Source organism: Mycolicibacterium sp. XJ870 (assembly GCF_053483975.1).
This window is the reverse complement of record NZ_JBEFTI010000004.1, coordinates 353,650-369,714: the sequence shown is the minus strand read 5'-3', so window position 1 is coordinate 369,714 and position 16,065 is coordinate 353,650. Positions and strand designations below refer to the sequence as shown.

The following is a 16,065-nucleotide window of genomic DNA, read 5'->3' as shown; positions in this document are numbered from 1 at the left end:
TGTTTGTTGCCCGACACGCCGCATTTCGGCAGCGTTTTGCGCACGCTCGCGGCCAGCGAGAGGGCGCACACAACGCAGTAGACCCCCTCTGGGCGAGGGGGTCTACCGGTCGCAATTACTCGGAGCCGCCGCCGGATTCGGATCCGGCGGTGTTTGAGCCGGTGTCGCCCTTGGTCGTCTCCTTCTTACCGCTGAGGCCGGCGGTGGCCTTCTTCAGACCGTCGGTCACATTCTTGACGGCACTGGAAGCTCCGTCGCGGACCGCCTTGAGCGGCTTGGCGCGATCGGAATTGGTTGGGCCCGTACCGATCTTGCCGGGCTCAGCCTTGGGGCTGACTTTGACGAGATCGGCCGTCGGAGTCGAGCCGGCATCGACGGAGTCGCCGTCCGGCGCGGCGGTAGCAGCGGACTCAGGCTCCTTGTCTTCTTCGGTCGACGAACCGGCCTGCGGCGTAGCAGGTGTCGCGTCGGCCGGTGCGACATCCAGCGTCACCGTCTTGGCGGTCGGATTGAGCGTCGAATTCACCGCCAACGACTCAGGTGCAGCTTCGAGTCCCGGCAGATTTCCGAGCAGGTCGTCACGGTCGGCACCCGGCGTCTTGATGGAGTCCGCGATTTGAGTGAGCGCACTCAACACCGCTGAGATGGACCCGCCCGGGGTAAAGCCCTCGCGCGCATTCAGCAGACCGGTGGCCAGGTAGCCGTCGATCTCGTATCCGTTGAGCAAGGCACCGGTGACTGTGGCGGGAGCATTCACCAGGGTGTTGGCGAATGACGCCGCGTCACCCCCGGTTGCGGAGTCGACCAAGCTCTCGAGCGTGTGTCCGCTGGCTGCCGCGGTCGCCATCATTGGCGAGAGGAGTCCATTCGCGAACAGTGCGGGCAGAGCATCCGGGAATTGTGTTACCAGTTTCGCGAGATTCGTGAACGGCTGAGCGATCACCGACCAAGCGCCGGGCACGAATTGGTTTCCTATCGCGGCGATGAGCGGCAGTCCGAGATACAGCAGGCTCGCGGGAATGGCGGCGAACCCCTCCTCGAACTCCCCGGCTGCGATTTGATCGAAAGCCTGCTGGATTGACGCGGTAAAGCTGAAGAACGAATCGGGGTCAAACGCTTCGGCAAGGCCATCGGCCAGCGTCTGTGCCGATGCGCTCAACACACTGGCGCTGTGCAGTTGGTTGGCGATGATCTGCCGCAGGATCGGAGCGGGATCGGCAAGCCACTGCTCACCCAGGCCGCCGACGTTCTCGAAGGCCGTTCCCATCACCTCGGCCCACAGCTCCAAGGGATTGGCCGCGGCGGTGAGGGCTACCGATGCGGACGAAGCGTGGATCGCCGGAATCTGAACGTCTGGGGCAGGCGGAGCCATCGGGCTGACCGCGATCGCGCTGGCGCCGACGAGCGCCACGCCCGCGACCAGATAGGGCCGAGCAGTGACCTGCATGGAATCTCCTTACGGGAGCGTAATTAGGACGCAGGGAAGTTACCAACCAGTCAGTTGGCTTGTCTGCAAATAGTCAAATGTTCACTTGGAAGCACATCGAGGCGCGAATAGTCCCGCAAATCAGGTCGTTAGCTTCGGAAAGCACCTGGTAGTCGGCCTAGCACGCATACATACCACGCCATCGCCTGATGCCCCAAGCGATTGGACAGCCCACCTTGAGCAAACTCGTGACTGATTCCGTCAACTCGTTGCTGGGCGGCATATAGAGAGTAAGCTCACTTAGGTTACCCAGCAGTAACGTGGGTCACAGGCCGGATGACGAGTTAGCGCAAGCGACGGAAGAGCGTTGCTGGAACGCTCTCACGCCAGCGAGGCGCACGTCCCACCCAGGGCCGGCCCGGCGATCATGGAATTCACCGGTCGGCACGGTCAGCAACCAAGTGGCAGTACCAGTCAGCTTTGAAGTCAACGGATTTCGTTGCGGTGTTTCGGTTGCCCGGAGCTGCCGGAGACTCGCCTCAGGCCGTAAGCACCGCATCCAGCGCGGAGTAGAACAAGCCGAGGCCATCGTCGGACGGACCGGTCAACGCCTCGGTGGCATGTTCGGGATGCGGCATGAGGCCGACGACACGGCGGTTGGCAGAGCAGATCCCGGCGATGCCGCGCATCGACCCGTTGAGGTTCTCGCGGTAGCGGAAGACGACGCGGTCGTCGCCTTCGAGCTCATCGAGCACCGCCTCTGAGGCGACATAGCGCCCCTCCCCTGACTTCAGAGGTATCAGCAGATCGGCCCCGACCTCGTAGCGTGCGGTCCACGCTGTGGAGTTGGAAGCGACCTCCAGCCACACGTCGCGGCAGATGAAATGCAGGCCGGCGTTCCGCGTCAGTGCGCCGGGCAGCAGGCCGGCCTCGCACAGCACCTGAAAGCCGTTGCAGATGCCGAGCACCGGCATACCTTTGCCGGCCGCCTCGATCACCGACCCCATCACCGGGGCGAACTTCGCGATCGCGCCGCAGCGCAGGTAGTCACCGTAGGAAAAGCCACCCGGGACGACGACCGCGTCGACTCCGTGCAGGTCAGCGTCGGCGTGCCAGAGGCTCACCGGCTCGGCCCCGGCCAACCGCACCGCACGCGCGGCGTCGATGTCGTCGAGCGTCCCCGGGAAGGTGATAACCCCCACTCGGGCGGTCACGAACTCTCCCGACTCACCGAGAAGTCCTCGATCACAGTGTTGGCCAACAGCGATTCGGCAATCTCGGCCAACGCCTCGTCGGCCACGGAGTCGTCGACTTCGAGTTCAAAACGCTTGCCCTGCCGGACATCTGAGATACCACCATGCCCGAGCCGACCCAATGCCCCGACGATCGCCTGACCCTGCGGGTCGAGGATCTCAGCCTTGGGCATGACGTTCACTACCACCTTTGCCACGGCGCACACTCTACCGGCACGATCCGATGTAAGCGGTGCACAGTGGCACAGCCATGGCATCGAGCACCTGGTGATCGGGCACGGAAGGCCACGGCACCCGCGGCGGCGTGGTCGACCACATGGCAAGCTCCACCACCGTGCTGTTGTTCGGATCCGCCAGCAAGTACTGATGCAGCACGCGGCTGTCATCGAAGCTGATCACCGCTGCCATCCGGCCCGGCTCGTCGGTGGTGATCGACGGCGAACTCTGCGGTGCGGTGAGGTGGCAGGCCCGCAACGCGCCCACGGCTGCCCGGACGGCCGACATCGCTGTCTCCCCGCCCCGCCACGTTTCCCCGCGCCAGTGCATCACCTGCACCTGTAGCTGCCAGTGCCCCTCGGGTTGTCCGACCGTGGCGCGGGCCGTCACCGCGTACCTGCGCGCATCCCCGGGGAGCAGCGGCAGCGCGCAGTCTTCCTCGAACCGGAACCGCGGGTCCACCGTCGCGACTGCCCGGCCTGCCGGCCTGGGCCACCGGTAATCGCGGTGCAGGGGGATGTCCGAGGCGGCGATCCAGGCCGATGCCGGGATCCGGTCGCACATCGGCGGGCAGTCGATGGGCTGTGACCACGCCAACCCGGGCGCGGCGACCGCACCGGCGGCCGCGAGCAACATTGCCCAGATTATCCGCAAGAATCCACCCACTGAGCGCCACAATATAGGCATGCAATTGACGCATTTCGGACATTCATGCCTTCTGGCCGACATTTCGGACACCACGGTGTTGTTCGATCCGGGGAACTTCTCGCACGGATTCGAGGGGATCACCGGGCTCTCGGCGATCCTGATCACCCACCAACACCCCGATCACGCCGACACCGCGCGACTACCCGCGCTGATCGATGCCAATCCGCAGGCCGCGCTGTACGCCGACCCGCAGACCGCAGCGCAGCTCGGTGAGCCGTGGCGGGCCGTGCATGTCGGCGACGAGTTCCGTATCGGCGCCCTCAACGTCCGCGGGGTTGGCGGTAAGCATGCGGTGATACACCCGGAAATCCCGGTGATAGACAACATTTCGTACCTGCTGGGTGACGACGAGCATCCGGCCCGGCTTATGCATCCCGGCGACGCTCTGTTCGTGCCCGGGGAACCGGTCGACATACTTGCCACCCCGGCCGCGGCGCCGTGGATGAAAATCTCTGAGGCAGTGGAGTTTCTGCGTGCGGTCGCACCGGCCCGCGCGGTGCCGATCCACCAGGGCATCATCGAGCCGAGCGCACGTGGCATCTTCTACGGCCGCCTCGCGGAGATGACCTCTACCGATTTCCAGGTGCTCAATCCGGAGAACGGCACGGAGTTCTAGGCGGCTCAGGCGATGTCGGCGGCCGCGCCCCGCCCCGCCGCGCGTCCGGAGAAGACGCAGCCACCGAGGAAGGTGCCTTCCAGCGATCGGTAGCCGTGCACTCCACCCCCGCCGAATCCGGCCGCCTCGCCGGCGGCGTACAGTCCGCCCAGCGCGGTGCCATCTTGTTTGAGCACCCGAGAGCTCAGGTCGGTTTCCAAACCGCCCAACGATTTTCGCGTCAGGATGTGCAGCTTGACCGCGATCAGGGGGCCGGCCTTCGGGTCGGTGAGACGGTGTGGGGGGACGACGCGGCTGAACCGGTCGCCCAGATAACTGCGGGCGCCGTGGATCGCGGTGATCTGCCCGTCCTTGGTGAACTTGTTGACGACCTCACGGTCGCGCGCGGTCACCTCCGCCGCGATGGTCGCGTAGTCCAGCGGCACCACATCGGGAACGGCGTTCATTGCAGACACCAACTCCCTCAACGAATCTCCCTTGACGAAGTCGACGCCACGGTCGACGAACGCCTGCACCGGGGCAGGAGCACCCGGCCGGATCCGGGACAACACATCGCGAACGCTGCGCGAGGTGAGATCGGGGTTCTGTTCCTGCCCGGACAGCGCGAACTCCTTGGCGATGATCCGCGCGTTGAGGATGAACCAGGTGTAGTCCTGGCCGGTCCGGCAGATGTGCTCGAGGGTGCCCAGGGTGTCGAAGCCGGGATAGAGCGGCACAGGTAGTCGATTTCCGTTGGCGTCCAACCAAAGTGACGACGGGCCCGGCAGGATGCGGATGCCGTGGGATGGCCAGATCGGATCGTAGTTGGTGATTCCCTCGGTGTAGTGCCACATTCGGTCGCTGTTGATGACGCGGCCGCCCGCAGCTTCGGAGATACCGATCATCCGGCCGTCGACATGAGCGGGGACACCGCTGAGCAACTGCTCGGGCACCCGGCCCATCCGGGCCGGCCAGTTCTTGCGCACCAGTTCGTGGTCACCGCCGATCCCACCGCTGGCCACGATCACGGCTGACGCACGAAACTCGAACTCGTCGACAACTTTTCGTGACGATGCCACGCCACGGGGTGCGTTGGTCGGTTCCAGTACCGAGCCCCGAACCCCGGCCACGAGGCCTTCGTTGACGATCAGCTCGTCGACGCGATGGCGGTGGGCGAACCGCACCCGCACACTGTCGCGAATCCGGCGCGCGAAGATCTCCACGAGCGCCGGGCCGGTCCCCCACGTGATATGGAATCGGGGTACCGAATTGCCATGCCCGAGCGCGTCGTACCCGCCCCGCTCGGCCCAGCCGACCAGCGGGAAGGTCTGCAGCCCGCGCGCCCGCAACCAACTGCGTTTCTCCCCGGCGGCGAAATCGACGTAAGCGTGCGCCCACTCCCGTGGCCAGTGGTCCTCGGGCCGGTCGAAGCCCGCGGTGCCCAGCCAATCCTGTAAGGCCAGCTCCTGGCTGTCCCGGATGCCCAGCCTGCGCTGCTCCGGGCTGTCCACGAAGAACAGGCCGCCAAAGGACCAGAAGGCCTGGCCACCGAGGTTGGCGGCGTTCTCCTGGTCCACAATGAGCACCCGGTGCCCCCGCTCGACCAGCTCGCATGCGGCGACCAGTCCGGCCAGACCCGCTCCCACGACGATGACGTCGGCGTCTGCCATGAGACGCAAGACTAGCGCGGTCAGGCGGCTTCGGTCAGTACCGGATATGGCCGCCACCGGTAGACCGCAGCCTCACAGCGGTGCAGCAAAGCCAGGTCGACCGCGTCGAGCATGGCTTGCCGCGGGCCGGGCCTGCGCAGATGCCGGGCTGCGACCGCGACGCGCACCACCCCGTCGCGCCGGGCGGTGCGCTCCGCCGAGAGCACCAGCGTCCGGCACCACCACGGCTCGGCCAGGAATCCTTCGCCGATCCCGAGCACTCGGGCCCGCGTCGTCGTGTGACGCACCAGATCGGTGACACCACTCAGGCCGGCCAGCAGCCGAAAGCCGTTGCGCGGCAAAGTGATGACAGTGCCCTGGGACACGTTCCAGCCCGGGGCGGCGAACAGCCTGGTCCGCAGCCCCAGATGTTCGAGCACCCGGTCGGCGCCCATGATCCGCAGGTTGGCCTCGTGAGCGGGCAGGCTGGCGAACTCGCCGCGCCGCTTCTTGGTGGCGGCTTCGTCGTACCCGTGCAGGACGACGGCGTCGCCGGCTTCGCGGCGGGTCGTCAGCCACTCGACGGTCGGCGCGTCACGATCGAGCCGGTAACCGCCCTTGAGCCGCGGCGCCACCAACAGGGACGCGGGCACCCCACGCGAATCCAGCTCTGCGCAGAACGACGCCACATCGGCCAGCGTGCGGTCGCTGATCTGTGAGATCGAGACGATGAGTTGTCCGGTCACGCCCCCAGTGTGGCAACGTCACATGTCGCAACGGTTTCGAACACTCTGCCGCAGAGTGTCCATTCGGCTATTCCACGCCGCTATGCCGGCAGCACAGCCTCAATCGCGGCGACGACCTCGGGCGCATCCGGCTCGGTGCGGGGCCGAAAACGGTTGACGACCGTGCCGTCGGACGCGAGCAGGAACTTCTCGAAGTTCCACTGGATGTCGCCGGCTTCCCCGCTGTCGTCGGCGGTCTTGGTCAGCTCGGCGTAGAGCGGGTGCCGGTCGGCGCCGTTGACGTCGGTCTTGGCCAGCAGGGGGAATGTCACGCCGTAAGTGGTCGAGCAGAACGTCTGGATTTCCTCGGCGGAACCGGGCTCCTGGCCCATGAACTGGTTGCACGGCACCCCGATGACGGTGAGGCCGCGATCGCCGTAGTCCTGCGCGAGTTTCTCCAGCGCGCCGTACTGAGGCGTCAGGCCGCATTTCGAGGCGACGTTCACCACCAGTGCGGCGCCAGTTGCCAACTCTGCCAACGTGGTTGGTTTGCCGTCGAGGGTGGTCAGCGGAATATCGTTGAGGCTCACCGTCACGACGCTACCGTAGCTATCCGTCGAACAGGATTGCCGCCAGGCGTTCGACTGTGCCGATCGGGTCGCCTGCGGTGTCGATGGCGTCGTTGAGCCACAGCAGCGAGAAGCCGTGCACAAGTGACCAGGCCGCGAGCGCCGCCCCCGCCGGATCGGCCTTCGCCTTCGGGTCGACGAGCGTGCCGACGCCACGATTGAGTTCGTCGTCCGCCGCGGATGACGCTGCGACCAACTCCGGGTCGGTGTCGTCATACAGCGACTTGTCGAACATCACCTCGTAGTGGCCAGGATTGTCGAGGGCGAACCGGACGTAAGCCTTTGCCGCGTCGATGAACTGAGGCCGGGCAGCGTTGAGCGCCTCGGCCAGCAACCGGAATCCCTCGGTCGCGAGTGCGGTGAACAACCCCCGCCGGTCGGTGAAGTGGTGTGCCGGCGCAGCGTGGGATACGCCTGCGGCCCGCGCCAGTTCCCGCAGTGAGATGCCGTCGGCCCCGCGCTCGGCCACCAGTGTCGCGGCCTGCGCCAGGATCACCGCCTTCAGATCGCCGTGGTGGTAGCTCATGGCCGCCACTCTAACCCGACATCTTGACAGCGCCTAGATTGACGCTAGGGTCGGGATCTAGACAATGACAAGATTGGAGTGCGGGATGGCCGTGTTTCTGATGCTGGTGCTGGGCAGTGTGGGCGCCCGGGTCATCGGCATGCTCGGCGTGGACTACGTCGACAGTTGGCCCAGGGCCATCGCCGTGGGGATGGCCGCGATGTTCGTGATGACGGGCGTCGCCCACTTCGTCAACCCGTTGCGGCGCGACATGATCGCGATCGTGCCGCCCCGGCTGCCCGCCCCGGCCCTGCTCGTCACCATCACCGGGGTGCTGGAACTCCTCGGCGCGGCCGGCCTCCTGTATCCGCCGACCCGCGTCGTCGCAGCAGTCTGCCTGTTCGTGCTGATGCTGGCCATGTTCCCGGCCAACGTCTATGCCGCCCGAATGCCCAACCCGCCGAAGTCGATGAGCTCGCGGCTAGGTGTCCGGGCCGCCGAACAGGCTGTGTACCTGGCCGTTGCCGTAATTGTCGCGATCGGCGGCAGCCAGTAGCCAGGCGTACTGGAACGCGGCTTCCTTCCACCGCTCATAGCGCCCGCTGATGCCGCCGTGCCCGGCCGTCATCTCGGTCTTGAGAAGCACCGGGTGACCATCGGTTTTCAGATGCCTCAGTGCCGCAACCCATTTGGCAGGCTCGACGTAGAACACCCTGGTGTCGTTGAGCGAGGTCATCGCCAGGATGGCCGGATAGTCCTGGGCCGTGACGTTTTCGTACGGCGTATAGGACTTCATGTACCGGTACACGTCGGCGTCGTCTAGCGGATTTCCCCACTCTTCCCACTCGGTGACCGTCAGTGGCAGCGACGGATCGAGAATGGTGGTGAGTGCGTCGACGAACGGCACCTGCGCCAGGATCCCGGCGAACAGCTCGGGGGCCATGTTGGCGATCGCACCCATCAGCAGGCCACCTGCACTGCCGCCCAGCGCAACGAGATGCTGCGGCCGGGTCACATCGCCTGCGACGAGATGGGATGCCACCGCGATGAAGTCGGTGAAGGTGTTCTTCTTCTCCAGCATCTTCCCGTGCTCGTACCACGGCCGTCCGAGCTCGCCGCCACCGCGGACATGGGCGATGGCGAACACCATCCCGCGATCGAGCAATGAGAGCCTCGCGATGGAGAACCGCGGATCCTCACACGACTCGTAAGCGCCATACCCGTACAGCAGCGTCGGGGCCGGGAACTGCAGACCGGCCCGATGAACGATCGAGATCGGCACCCGCGCGCCATCGGGCGCGACGGCCCAATCACGGCGCTCCACATACTCTTCCGGCCGGTAGCCGCCCAGCACCGGCTGTTCGCGCAGCAGCGTGCGCTCCGCGGTGGCGAGGTCCAGGTCATAGACCCGGGCCGGCGTGACGAACGAGGTCGCCGCGATGCGCAGCTTCGGCGTCGACCAGTTCGGGTTGCCGCCGAGCCCGGCAGCAGTCAGCGCGGAGTCGAACGTCAGCTCCTCGGGCCTGCCATAACCTCCGTCGGCGGCCACCGGCCACAGCTGGATCTTCGGTAGCGCCTCACTGCGGTAGCTGACCACCAAGAACCCGTCGAATGCGTCAACCGCATCGAGCCGCACATCGTCACGATGCCCGATGAGGGTACGGAAATCGTTGGGGTCGTTGACCGGAGCATCGACCAGGGTGAAGTTCTCCGCGCCGTCATTGTGCAGGATCAGGAATCGGTCCTGACCGCCGACGACCGCGTGCTCGACGGAGTACTCGACCAGATCGCGACGGTCCCACACGGCGGTGAACTCGGCATGCGGATCGGTGGCATCCGCATAGCGAACCTCCGTGGTCACCGCGCTACCCGACGCGATGAACAGGTACTTGTTGCTGCGGCTGCGCCCGATTCCGACCCAGAACCGTTCGTCGGGTTCGTGATACACCTTCTCGGCGGGCAATCCGGAGCCGAGCCGGTGCCGCCACACGGTGTCGGGACGCCAGGCGTCGTCGACGGTGCTGTAGTAGAGCGTGCGGTTGTCGGCCGCCCACGTGCCGCCGGCGCCGATGCCGACAATCCTGTCGTCGTAGAGTTCGCCGGTACGTAAGTCCTTGAACTTCAACGTGTACCGCTCGTCGCCCTTGACGTCGACCGAGTAGGCGAGGACGTTGCCGTCCAGGCTCACCGTGGCAGCACCGAGGGCGAAATAGTCGTGGCCGTCCGCCTCTACGTTCTCATCGAGCAGCACCTGCTCACCGGGGATCGCGGTGTGCTCGTCGAGCGTGGGCGGCGTCCAGTCGTCGGGATCGGTGACGGGGCACCGGCAGTGCACCCCGTACTGCTTGCCCTCGAAACTGCGTGCGTAATACCACCAGAGGTCGCGCCGCGTCGGGACCGAAAGGTCGGTTTCCTTGGTACGGGCTTTGATCTCATCGAAGATCTTCTGCCGCAACGGCTCCAGATGAGCGGTGGTGTGCTCGGTGTAATCGTTCTCGGCTTCCAGGTGCGCGAGCACCTCGGGATCGTCCTTGTCGCGCAGCCATTCGTACGGATCGATGAATACGTCACCGTGGTGCTCACGACGGTGATTGGCGCGCTTGGCTACCGGCGGCCTCATGCGCTCAGCCAATCGGCGAAGCGCAGCCCCGAAATCCGTTCGTACGCTTCGATGTATCGATCCCGGGTCGCTGCGACTATTTCATCGGGCAACGGTGGCGGCTGGCTGCCGCCGTGGCGGTCCCACCCGGAAGCCGGGCTCGTCAGCCAATTCCGCACGAACTGCTTGTCGAAGCTCTCCTGAGCCACGCCCTGCCGGTAAGACTCCGCCCGCCAGTACCGCGACGAGTCGGGGGTGAAGACCTCGTCGGCGAGCACCAGATTGCCGTCCGCATCGACTCCGAACTCGAACTTCGTGTCGGCGATGATGATGCCCTTGCTAAGCGCGTGATCGGCACCCTGCAGATACGTCTGCAGCGTGCGCTCCCGCAGCTGGTCGGCCAGCGCCGGGCCCACCATGTCGACCACCCTGTCGAACGAGATGTTCTCGTCATGCTCACCTAGTTCAGCCTTGGTGGCCGGGGTGAACAGCGGCTCATCGAACTTGCTCGCCTCGCCCAGACCTGCCGGCAGCGGGATGCCGCATACCGACCCCGACTCCTGGTAGTCGAGCAGGCCCGAGCCGGTCAGGTACCCGCGGGCCACACACTCCACCGGCAGCATCTTGAGCTGGCGCACCACCAGCGCGCGGCCCAGCACCTCTTCGGGGATGCGGGGGTCGTCGGGCGGGCCGGCCAGGTGGTTCGGGGCGTCCACGTAATCGAAGAAGAAGACGCTCATCGCGGTCAGGATCCGGCCCTTGTCCGGGATCTGCGAGTCGAGGATGTAGTCGTAGGCCGAGATCCGGTCGGTGGCCACGAAGAGCAGGTGCTCGTCGTCGATGCGGTACAGCTCGCGGACTTTGCCGCTGGCCAGATGCTGGTAGTCGGACAGAGCAGGGCGCATCGGGCCAGCCTATGTGTTGGGATCGGTGCCATGAGATCGCGGTACCTGCCCTACGCCACCAGACCCGGCCGGTTGCTGGCACAACTCTTCAGCGATGTGGCGGTCATCATCTGGATCGTCATCTGGGTGGTGGTGGGCATGGCCGTGCATTCCGCGGTCTCCACGATCGCCGAGGTGGGCAGGCAGGTGCAGAGCGGAGCCAACGGGGTTGCCGACAACCTCAACTCGGCCGGCGACAACACCGACGACTTTCCGCTGGTCGGCGACACGCTGAGCAAGCCGTTGCGGGCTGCCAGCGAGGCCGCCCTCGATATCGCCGGCGCGGGCCACAGCCTGGACACCACGGCGAGCTGGCTGGCCTGGGTGCTGGCGCTCGCCGTGGCTGCGCCGCCGATCCTGTTCGTCGCGATGCCCTGGCTGTATCTGCGAGTGCGGTTCTTCCGGCGCAAGTGGACCGCGATCACCCTGGGCTCCACGACGGCCGGAGAACAGCTGCTGGCGCTGCGGGCTCTGGCCAATCGCCCGCTGGCCAAGCTCACCGCCGTCTCCGATGACCCGGTAGGTGCCTGGCGCAGCCAAGATCCGACCGCCATCCGCGGCCTGGCGGCGCTGGAGCTGCGCTCCGCGGGCATGCGCCTGCGCCGCCTCCCCTGACTTCCCGTCCCCCCGCGATTTGTGGAGTCCTGGCCGTCACGAGCACGGCTAAAACTCCGCAAATCGCAGGGTAGGGAACCGTTTGAGCGGGCACACCGTCCAATCCGGTGTGATTGATGACTACCTGCGTGACCACGACGGCGTGATCACGCTCGCACAAGCGCTAACGGCCGGGCTGTCCCAGGATGCTGTTGATTACCGAGTACGGACCGGCCGGTGGCTGCGGTGCACCAGAGGCGTCTACTTCGTCAACGACCGGCCGTTCACTGATAGTGCGCGGATGCGGGTGGGCGTGTGGTCCTACGGCGACCGCGCAGTTGCGAGCGGATTGGCCGCTGCATGGTGGCACGGAGTCACGAAATACGCACCGGAAGCCGTTGAGGTAACCGCTCCACGGGCCAGTCGGCTGCAACTTCGGGTCGGCACCAAGCTTCGCCGCCGCGACCTCGACCCCGTCGACATCGTGAAACGCCGTGGCTTGCGGGTGACCTCGCTGCCGCTGACCGTTGTCGAAGCTGCGGCCCGACGTGGCGGTGGCGCCAAACTGATGGACAACGCGTTGCAGCGCCACGTCGAACTTCGTGACCTGTGGCGGGCGCATCTGCGCAACAAGGGCCGGTACGGCTCACCCGCCGCCAGAAGGCTGCTGATGGCTGCCGCCGACGGGGCCCGGTCGGAGGCGGAGCGGCTGCTCGTGAAGCTGCTGATGGCCGAAGGCATCACGGGATGGAAAGCCAACTACCGCGTGGGCATCTACAAGGTCGACGTCGCATTTCCCGGCGTGAAGGTCGCCATCGAAACCGACGGCTGGGCGTTCCACAGCGATCAAGAGGATTTCCAGAAAGACCGGGTCAAGCAGAACGAGCTGGCGCTGCGGGGCTGGCAGGTGCTGCGGTTCACCTGGCTTGATCTCACCGAGTACCCGCAGCGGGTGATCGCCGAGATCCGGTTCGCTATCGAATCCCGTGCAGGCGGCGCAGCCAGCTTCCGAAGGGATGCCGCACGGTGACCGTTCCCATCCGGACCCGGCCGCGGACGATCAGGTGCAGCTGGTCAGACGGCGGGCTGGTGCGAACCTTGACGGTGGCGCTGCCCGCGATCGCGTTGACACCGTTGAGATCAGCGGTGGCCGTGTCGGGCACGATCAGTTCCGTCGAACTGCAGTAGTCGTCGACGACGATCTCGACCACTGGCCCGGGCAGCACTGCAGCGGTGAAATCCAGGGTGGTACTGCACATCCGGGTGTTGAGGTGCAGGGCCGGGGCCACAGTCCACTGGCCCTTCCGCACGATCGACGACATCCAGCCGCGCAGCATCTCCGGCGCCACCGCCGAACGTTGCACCGGAGTCACGCCCGAGCCCATCGGCAGGTCCGCGACCACGACGCTCAACTCACCGCGGGTGCGTGCCGCCAGCGCGGCGTCGTACCGCTCGCTGAACTCGTCCAGCGTGAGCATGCCCTCGGACACCGCGCGTTCGAGCAGTTGGCCTACTCGTGCCCGGTCGGCGTCTGAGACCCGCAGGTTGTCGTTGGGGCCTGAGTCCATGTCCGCCAGAGTAGCGGCGACTACGAGCCGAGCTCGACCACCAGATGGCGGATTCCGGTGTGGCGGTTACTGCGGGTCCACTCCACGGGTTGGACCAGTCGACCCGAAGAGAACCGGCCCAGCAGCTCTTCGAACAGCACCCGCAGCTCCAGGCGGGCCAGGTTGGCGCCAAGGCAGTAGTGCACGCCCTGACCGAAGCCCAAGTGCGGATTCGGTTTTCGCGTGACATCGAAGACGTCGGCATCCGGGAACACCAAGCCGTCCCGGTTCGCCGAGCCCTCCCAGATCTGCACCTTCTGCCCAGCCTCGATGTCGCAGCCGGCTAATGACACCGGACGGGTTGCGGTGCGCCGCTTGGACGGCGACGGCGATGTCCAGCGCACCATCTCCTCGATCGCCGTCGGTAGCAACGAGAAGTCCGCGCGCAACAACGCCAGCTGCGAAGGATTCTCTATCAATGCCAGCAGCCCGCCCGCCACGGCGTTGCGGGTGGTCTCGGCACCCGCACTGAACAGCAGGCTGAAGAACAGGTACAGCTCGACGTCAGAAAGTGGGGCCAGATCCGTCGTATTAACCACCACCGACAACATGTCATCGGTCGGCACCGCCCGCTTCGAAGCGATCAACTCCTGACCGTAGGAGTACATCCGCGCGCTGTCTTCTGCGCTCGACGGTTTGCCCAAGTCGAACTGCGGTTCGATCGCCTCGAACAGCCAATGTCGTTCGGATTCAGGAACTCCCAGCAGAATGCAGATCATCTGCATGGGGAGTTCGGCGGCGATGTCGGCGACAAAGTCGAACGGTTCGCCCGGCTCCACCGCGTCAAGCAGAAGACGCGCCCGCGCCCGCAGATCGTCCTCGACCCGGCTTATCATCCGCGGGGTCAACCCGGAACTCACCAGCCGACGGATCTGGGAGTGGCGCGGATCGTCCATCATGTTGAGCACCTGCCCGGCGATGGCAAGGTCCTGCAGCAGTGTCCCGCCGTATGGCCTCCTACCGCCGGTCACCGATGAGAAGGTGACCGGATCACGCAGTACCGCAAGGGTTTCAGCGTAGGTCGCGACCGACCAGAAACCCTCCCCGTCGGGCGTGTGTTCGGTGGGCTCATGCCAGAAAACCGGCGCCTCACGCCGATGGGCCGAGAACAGCGCGTGTGGGAAACCCGACGCGAAGTTATCGAGATCCGTGAGATCCGCCAAGCTCACAAGATGGCGCCCGAGGTGTACTTGGCCGCCTCGGGATAGCGGCTGACCAGGTCCTCGACAGCCGAGACGACACCGTCGACCTGTGCACCCGCCGCACCCGTGAACGCCTGCCTGTCCGCCAGCGCGGCCTCCAGTGCGGCGCGGTCCAGCGGCAGTCGCGGGTCGGCGGCCAACCGGTCCAGCAGGTCGGGCTCCTGGCCCTTCTCCCGCATCGCCAGGGCGACACCGACGGCGTGCTCCTTGATGACCTCGTGGGCGGCTTCCCGGCCCACCCCGGCCCGCACTGCCGCGATCAAGATGCGGGTGGTGGCCAGGAAAGGCAGGTAGCGGTCGAGTTCGCGTTGGATCACCGCGGGGTAGGCGCCGAACTCGTCGAGCACGGTCAACACCGTCTCGGTCTGGCCATCGATCGCGAAGAACGCGTCGGGCAGCGCGACCCGGCGCACCACCGAACAGAACACGTCGCCTTCATTCCATTGCGCCCCAGCCAGTTCGGCCGCCATGGAGGCGTAGCCGCGCAGCACCACCTGCAGGCCGTTCACCCGCTCGCACGAGCGGGTGTTCATCTTGTGTGGCATGGCCGAGGACCCGACCTGGCCCGGCGCGAAGCCCTCGGTCACCAGCTCGTGCCCGGCCATCAACCGGATGGTGTGCGCGAGCGACGACGGGCCGGCCCCCAGCTGCACCAGCGCAGAAAGGACATCGTGGTCCAGCGAGCGCGGGTATACCTGCCCGACGCTGGTGAAAACATCGGTGAAGCCGAGGAATTGAGCGACGCGCCGTTCAAGCTCGGCGAGCCGGTCGACATCTCCGTCGAACAGATCGAGCATGTCCTGCGCGGTGCCCATCGGCCCCTTGATGCCACGCAGCGGGTAGCGGTCGATCAGTTCACGCACGCGGGTCAGGGCCACAAGCATCTCTTCGGCCGCCGAGGCGAATCGCTTGCCCAATGTGGTGGCCTGTGCGGCCACGTTGTGCGACCGGCCGGCCATCACCAGGTCGCGGTAGACCACGGCACGCTCGGCCAGCCTGGCCACCACCGCCACGCCGTGGGAGAACACCAGCTCCAGCGATCGGCGGACCTGCAGCTGTTCGACGTTCTCGGTGAGGTCGCGGCTGGTCATGCCCTTGTGCACGTGCTCGTGGCCGGCCAGCGCGTTGAACTCCTCGATGCGCGCCTTGACGTCGTGGCGGGTCACCCGCTCCCTGGCGGCGATCGAGGCCAGGTCGACGTTCTCCAGCACCCGCTCGTAGTCCTCGATCACCCCGTCGGCCACCGGTACGCCCAGCTCGGCCTGTGCGCGCAGCACCGCAAGCCACAGCCGGCGCTCGGCGATGATCTTTGCTTCCGGCGTCCAGATCGCGACCATCTCGTCGCTGGCGTAGCGGTTGGCCAGAACATTCGGAATCGTCACGAACACACAGCTTACGGGCCGGGCGGGCGCT

General features: G+C 66.1%; 17 protein-coding genes. 4 read left to right on the top strand and 13 right to left on the bottom strand.

What is annotated here, in order from left to right:
* Positions 1-115 precede the first annotated feature (115 nt).
* The 4 genes from ABQF30_RS19065 to ABQF30_RS19050 all read right to left on the bottom strand — a co-directional run bounded on the left by ABQF30_RS19065 (position 116) and on the right by ABQF30_RS19050 (position 3,531).
* A complete protein-coding gene (locus tag ABQF30_RS19065) occupies positions 116-1,447 on the bottom strand; it encodes a hypothetical protein (RefSeq protein ID WP_448466584.1) in 1,332 nt (443 codons plus the stop codon).
* A 518-nt stretch (positions 1,448-1,965) separates the two neighbouring features.
* Positions 1,966-2,640, bottom strand: coding sequence for a phosphoribosylformylglycinamidine synthase subunit PurQ (gene purQ / locus ABQF30_RS19060; protein WP_448466582.1), 675 nt, complete (start codon positions 2,638-2,640; stop codon positions 1,966-1,968).
* Complete coding sequence (purS, locus tag ABQF30_RS19055) at positions 2,637-2,876, bottom strand: phosphoribosylformylglycinamidine synthase subunit PurS (protein WP_448466580.1); 240 nt, start codon at positions 2,874-2,876, stop codon at positions 2,637-2,639. The genes purQ and purS overlap by 4 nt, the downstream gene beginning before the upstream one ends.
* A gap of 10 nt (positions 2,877-2,886) precedes the next feature.
* On the bottom strand, positions 2,887-3,531 hold the full coding sequence (locus ABQF30_RS19050) for an ATPase (RefSeq protein WP_448466578.1): 645 nt from the start codon (positions 3,529-3,531) through the stop codon (positions 2,887-2,889).
* A 49-nt stretch (positions 3,532-3,580) separates the two neighbouring features.
* Here ABQF30_RS19050 and ABQF30_RS19045 point away from each other — a divergent pair, with 49 nt between their 5' ends.
* Positions 3,581-4,219 carry an MBL fold metallo-hydrolase gene (locus tag ABQF30_RS19045; protein ID WP_448466577.1) on the top strand — a complete coding sequence of 213 codons (639 nt, stop codon included), beginning with the start codon at positions 3,581-3,583 and terminating at the stop codon, positions 4,217-4,219.
* 5 nt (positions 4,220-4,224) lie between these two features.
* Here the strand turns inward: ABQF30_RS19045 and ABQF30_RS19040 are convergent, their stop codons facing one another.
* From ABQF30_RS19040 to ABQF30_RS19025, 4 genes are all read right to left on the bottom strand, one after another.
* Entirely contained in the window at positions 4,225-5,868 is a 1,644-nt protein-coding gene (locus ABQF30_RS19040; protein WP_448466575.1) for an FAD-binding dehydrogenase, read from the bottom strand.
* 20 nt (positions 5,869-5,888) lie between these two features.
* Positions 5,889-6,593, bottom strand: coding sequence for a DUF2334 domain-containing protein (locus ABQF30_RS19035; RefSeq protein WP_448466573.1), 705 nt, complete (start codon positions 6,591-6,593; stop codon positions 5,889-5,891).
* 80 nt (positions 6,594-6,673) lie between these two features.
* Positions 6,674-7,162 carry a glutathione peroxidase gene (locus tag ABQF30_RS19030; RefSeq protein ID WP_448466571.1) on the bottom strand — a complete coding sequence of 163 codons (489 nt, stop codon included), beginning with the start codon at positions 7,160-7,162 and terminating at the stop codon, positions 6,674-6,676.
* Between the two features lie 19 nt (positions 7,163-7,181).
* On the bottom strand, positions 7,182-7,727 hold the full coding sequence (locus ABQF30_RS19025; RefSeq protein WP_448466570.1) for a TetR/AcrR family transcriptional regulator: 546 nt from the start codon (positions 7,725-7,727) through the stop codon (positions 7,182-7,184).
* Positions 7,728-7,812: 85 nt separating this feature from the next.
* Here ABQF30_RS19025 and ABQF30_RS19020 point away from each other — a divergent pair, with 85 nt between their 5' ends.
* Entirely contained in the window at positions 7,813-8,262 is a 450-nt protein-coding gene (locus ABQF30_RS19020) for a DoxX family protein (protein WP_448466568.1), read from the top strand.
* Here the strand turns inward: ABQF30_RS19020 and ABQF30_RS19015 are convergent.
* Together ABQF30_RS19015 and ABQF30_RS19010 are read right to left on the bottom strand one after the other, a co-directional pair.
* The gene (locus tag ABQF30_RS19015; RefSeq protein ID WP_448466566.1) at positions 8,188-10,326 is read right to left on the bottom strand and encodes a S9 family peptidase; all 2,139 of its coding nucleotides are present in this window, start codon (positions 10,324-10,326) and stop codon (positions 8,188-8,190) included. The genes ABQF30_RS19020 and ABQF30_RS19015 overlap by 75 nt on opposite strands.
* Positions 10,323-11,210 carry a phosphoribosylaminoimidazolesuccinocarboxamide synthase gene (locus tag ABQF30_RS19010; RefSeq protein WP_448466564.1) on the bottom strand — a complete coding sequence of 296 codons (888 nt, stop codon included), beginning with the start codon at positions 11,208-11,210 and terminating at the stop codon, positions 10,323-10,325. The genes ABQF30_RS19015 and ABQF30_RS19010 overlap by 4 nt, the downstream gene beginning before the upstream one ends.
* 30 nt (positions 11,211-11,240) lie before the next feature.
* On the opposite strand from ABQF30_RS19010, the gene ABQF30_RS19005 reads away from it, so the two are divergent.
* Together ABQF30_RS19005 and ABQF30_RS19000 are read left to right on the top strand one after the other, a co-directional pair.
* Positions 11,241-11,864 carry a hypothetical protein gene (locus tag ABQF30_RS19005; protein WP_448466562.1) on the top strand — a complete coding sequence of 208 codons (624 nt, stop codon included), beginning with the start codon at positions 11,241-11,243 and terminating at the stop codon, positions 11,862-11,864.
* 109 nt (positions 11,865-11,973) lie between these two features.
* A complete protein-coding gene (locus tag ABQF30_RS19000) occupies positions 11,974-12,873 on the top strand; it encodes a PDDEXK-like endonuclease domain-containing protein (protein ID WP_448466560.1) in 900 nt (299 codons plus the stop codon).
* Here the strand turns inward: ABQF30_RS19000 and ABQF30_RS18995 are convergent.
* From ABQF30_RS18995 to purB, 3 genes are read right to left on the bottom strand one after another with little or no spacing between them, the layout of a single operon-like run.
* Complete coding sequence (locus ABQF30_RS18995) at positions 12,818-13,411, bottom strand: DUF1707 SHOCT-like domain-containing protein (RefSeq protein ID WP_448466558.1); 594 nt, start codon at positions 13,409-13,411, stop codon at positions 12,818-12,820. The genes ABQF30_RS19000 and ABQF30_RS18995 overlap by 56 nt on opposite strands.
* Before the next feature lie 20 nt (positions 13,412-13,431).
* On the bottom strand, positions 13,432-14,619 hold the full coding sequence (locus ABQF30_RS18990; protein WP_448466556.1) for a cytochrome P450: 1,188 nt from the start codon (positions 14,617-14,619) through the stop codon (positions 13,432-13,434).
* Entirely contained in the window at positions 14,616-16,034 is a 1,419-nt protein-coding gene (gene purB, locus ABQF30_RS18985) for an adenylosuccinate lyase (RefSeq protein WP_448466554.1), read from the bottom strand. The genes ABQF30_RS18990 and purB overlap by 4 nt, the downstream gene beginning before the upstream one ends.
* Positions 16,035-16,065 lie beyond the last annotated feature (31 nt).

Bases quoted from the DNA above. Each gene is read 5' to 3' on its own strand.
- ABQF30_RS19065 (WP_448466584.1), bottom strand. From the start codon at position 1,447: ATGCAGGTCACTGCTCGGCCCTATCTGGTCGCGGGCGTGGCGCTCGTC.
- ABQF30_RS19050 (WP_448466578.1), bottom strand. From the start codon at position 3,531: ATGTTGCTCGCGGCCGCCGGTGCGGTCGCCGCGCCCGGGTTGGCGTGG.
- ABQF30_RS19045 (WP_448466577.1), top strand. From the start codon at position 3,581: ATGCAATTGACGCATTTCGGACATTCATGCCTTCTGGCCGACATTTCG.
- ABQF30_RS19040 (WP_448466575.1), bottom strand. From the start codon at position 5,868: ATGGCAGACGCCGACGTCATCGTCGTGGGAGCGGGTCTGGCCGGACTG.
- ABQF30_RS19025 (WP_448466570.1), bottom strand. From the start codon at position 7,727: ATGAGCTACCACCACGGCGATCTGAAGGCGGTGATCCTGGCGCAGGCC.
- ABQF30_RS19020 (WP_448466568.1), top strand. From the start codon at position 7,813: ATGGCCGTGTTTCTGATGCTGGTGCTGGGCAGTGTGGGCGCCCGGGTC.
- ABQF30_RS19015 (WP_448466566.1), bottom strand. From the start codon at position 10,326: ATGAGGCCGCCGGTAGCCAAGCGCGCCAATCACCGTCGTGAGCACCAC.
- ABQF30_RS19010 (WP_448466564.1), bottom strand. From the start codon at position 11,210: ATGCGCCCTGCTCTGTCCGACTACCAGCATCTGGCCAGCGGCAAAGTC.
- ABQF30_RS19005 (WP_448466562.1), top strand. From the start codon at position 11,241: ATGAGATCGCGGTACCTGCCCTACGCCACCAGACCCGGCCGGTTGCTG.
- ABQF30_RS18995 (WP_448466558.1), bottom strand. From the start codon at position 13,411: ATGGACTCAGGCCCCAACGACAACCTGCGGGTCTCAGACGCCGACCGG.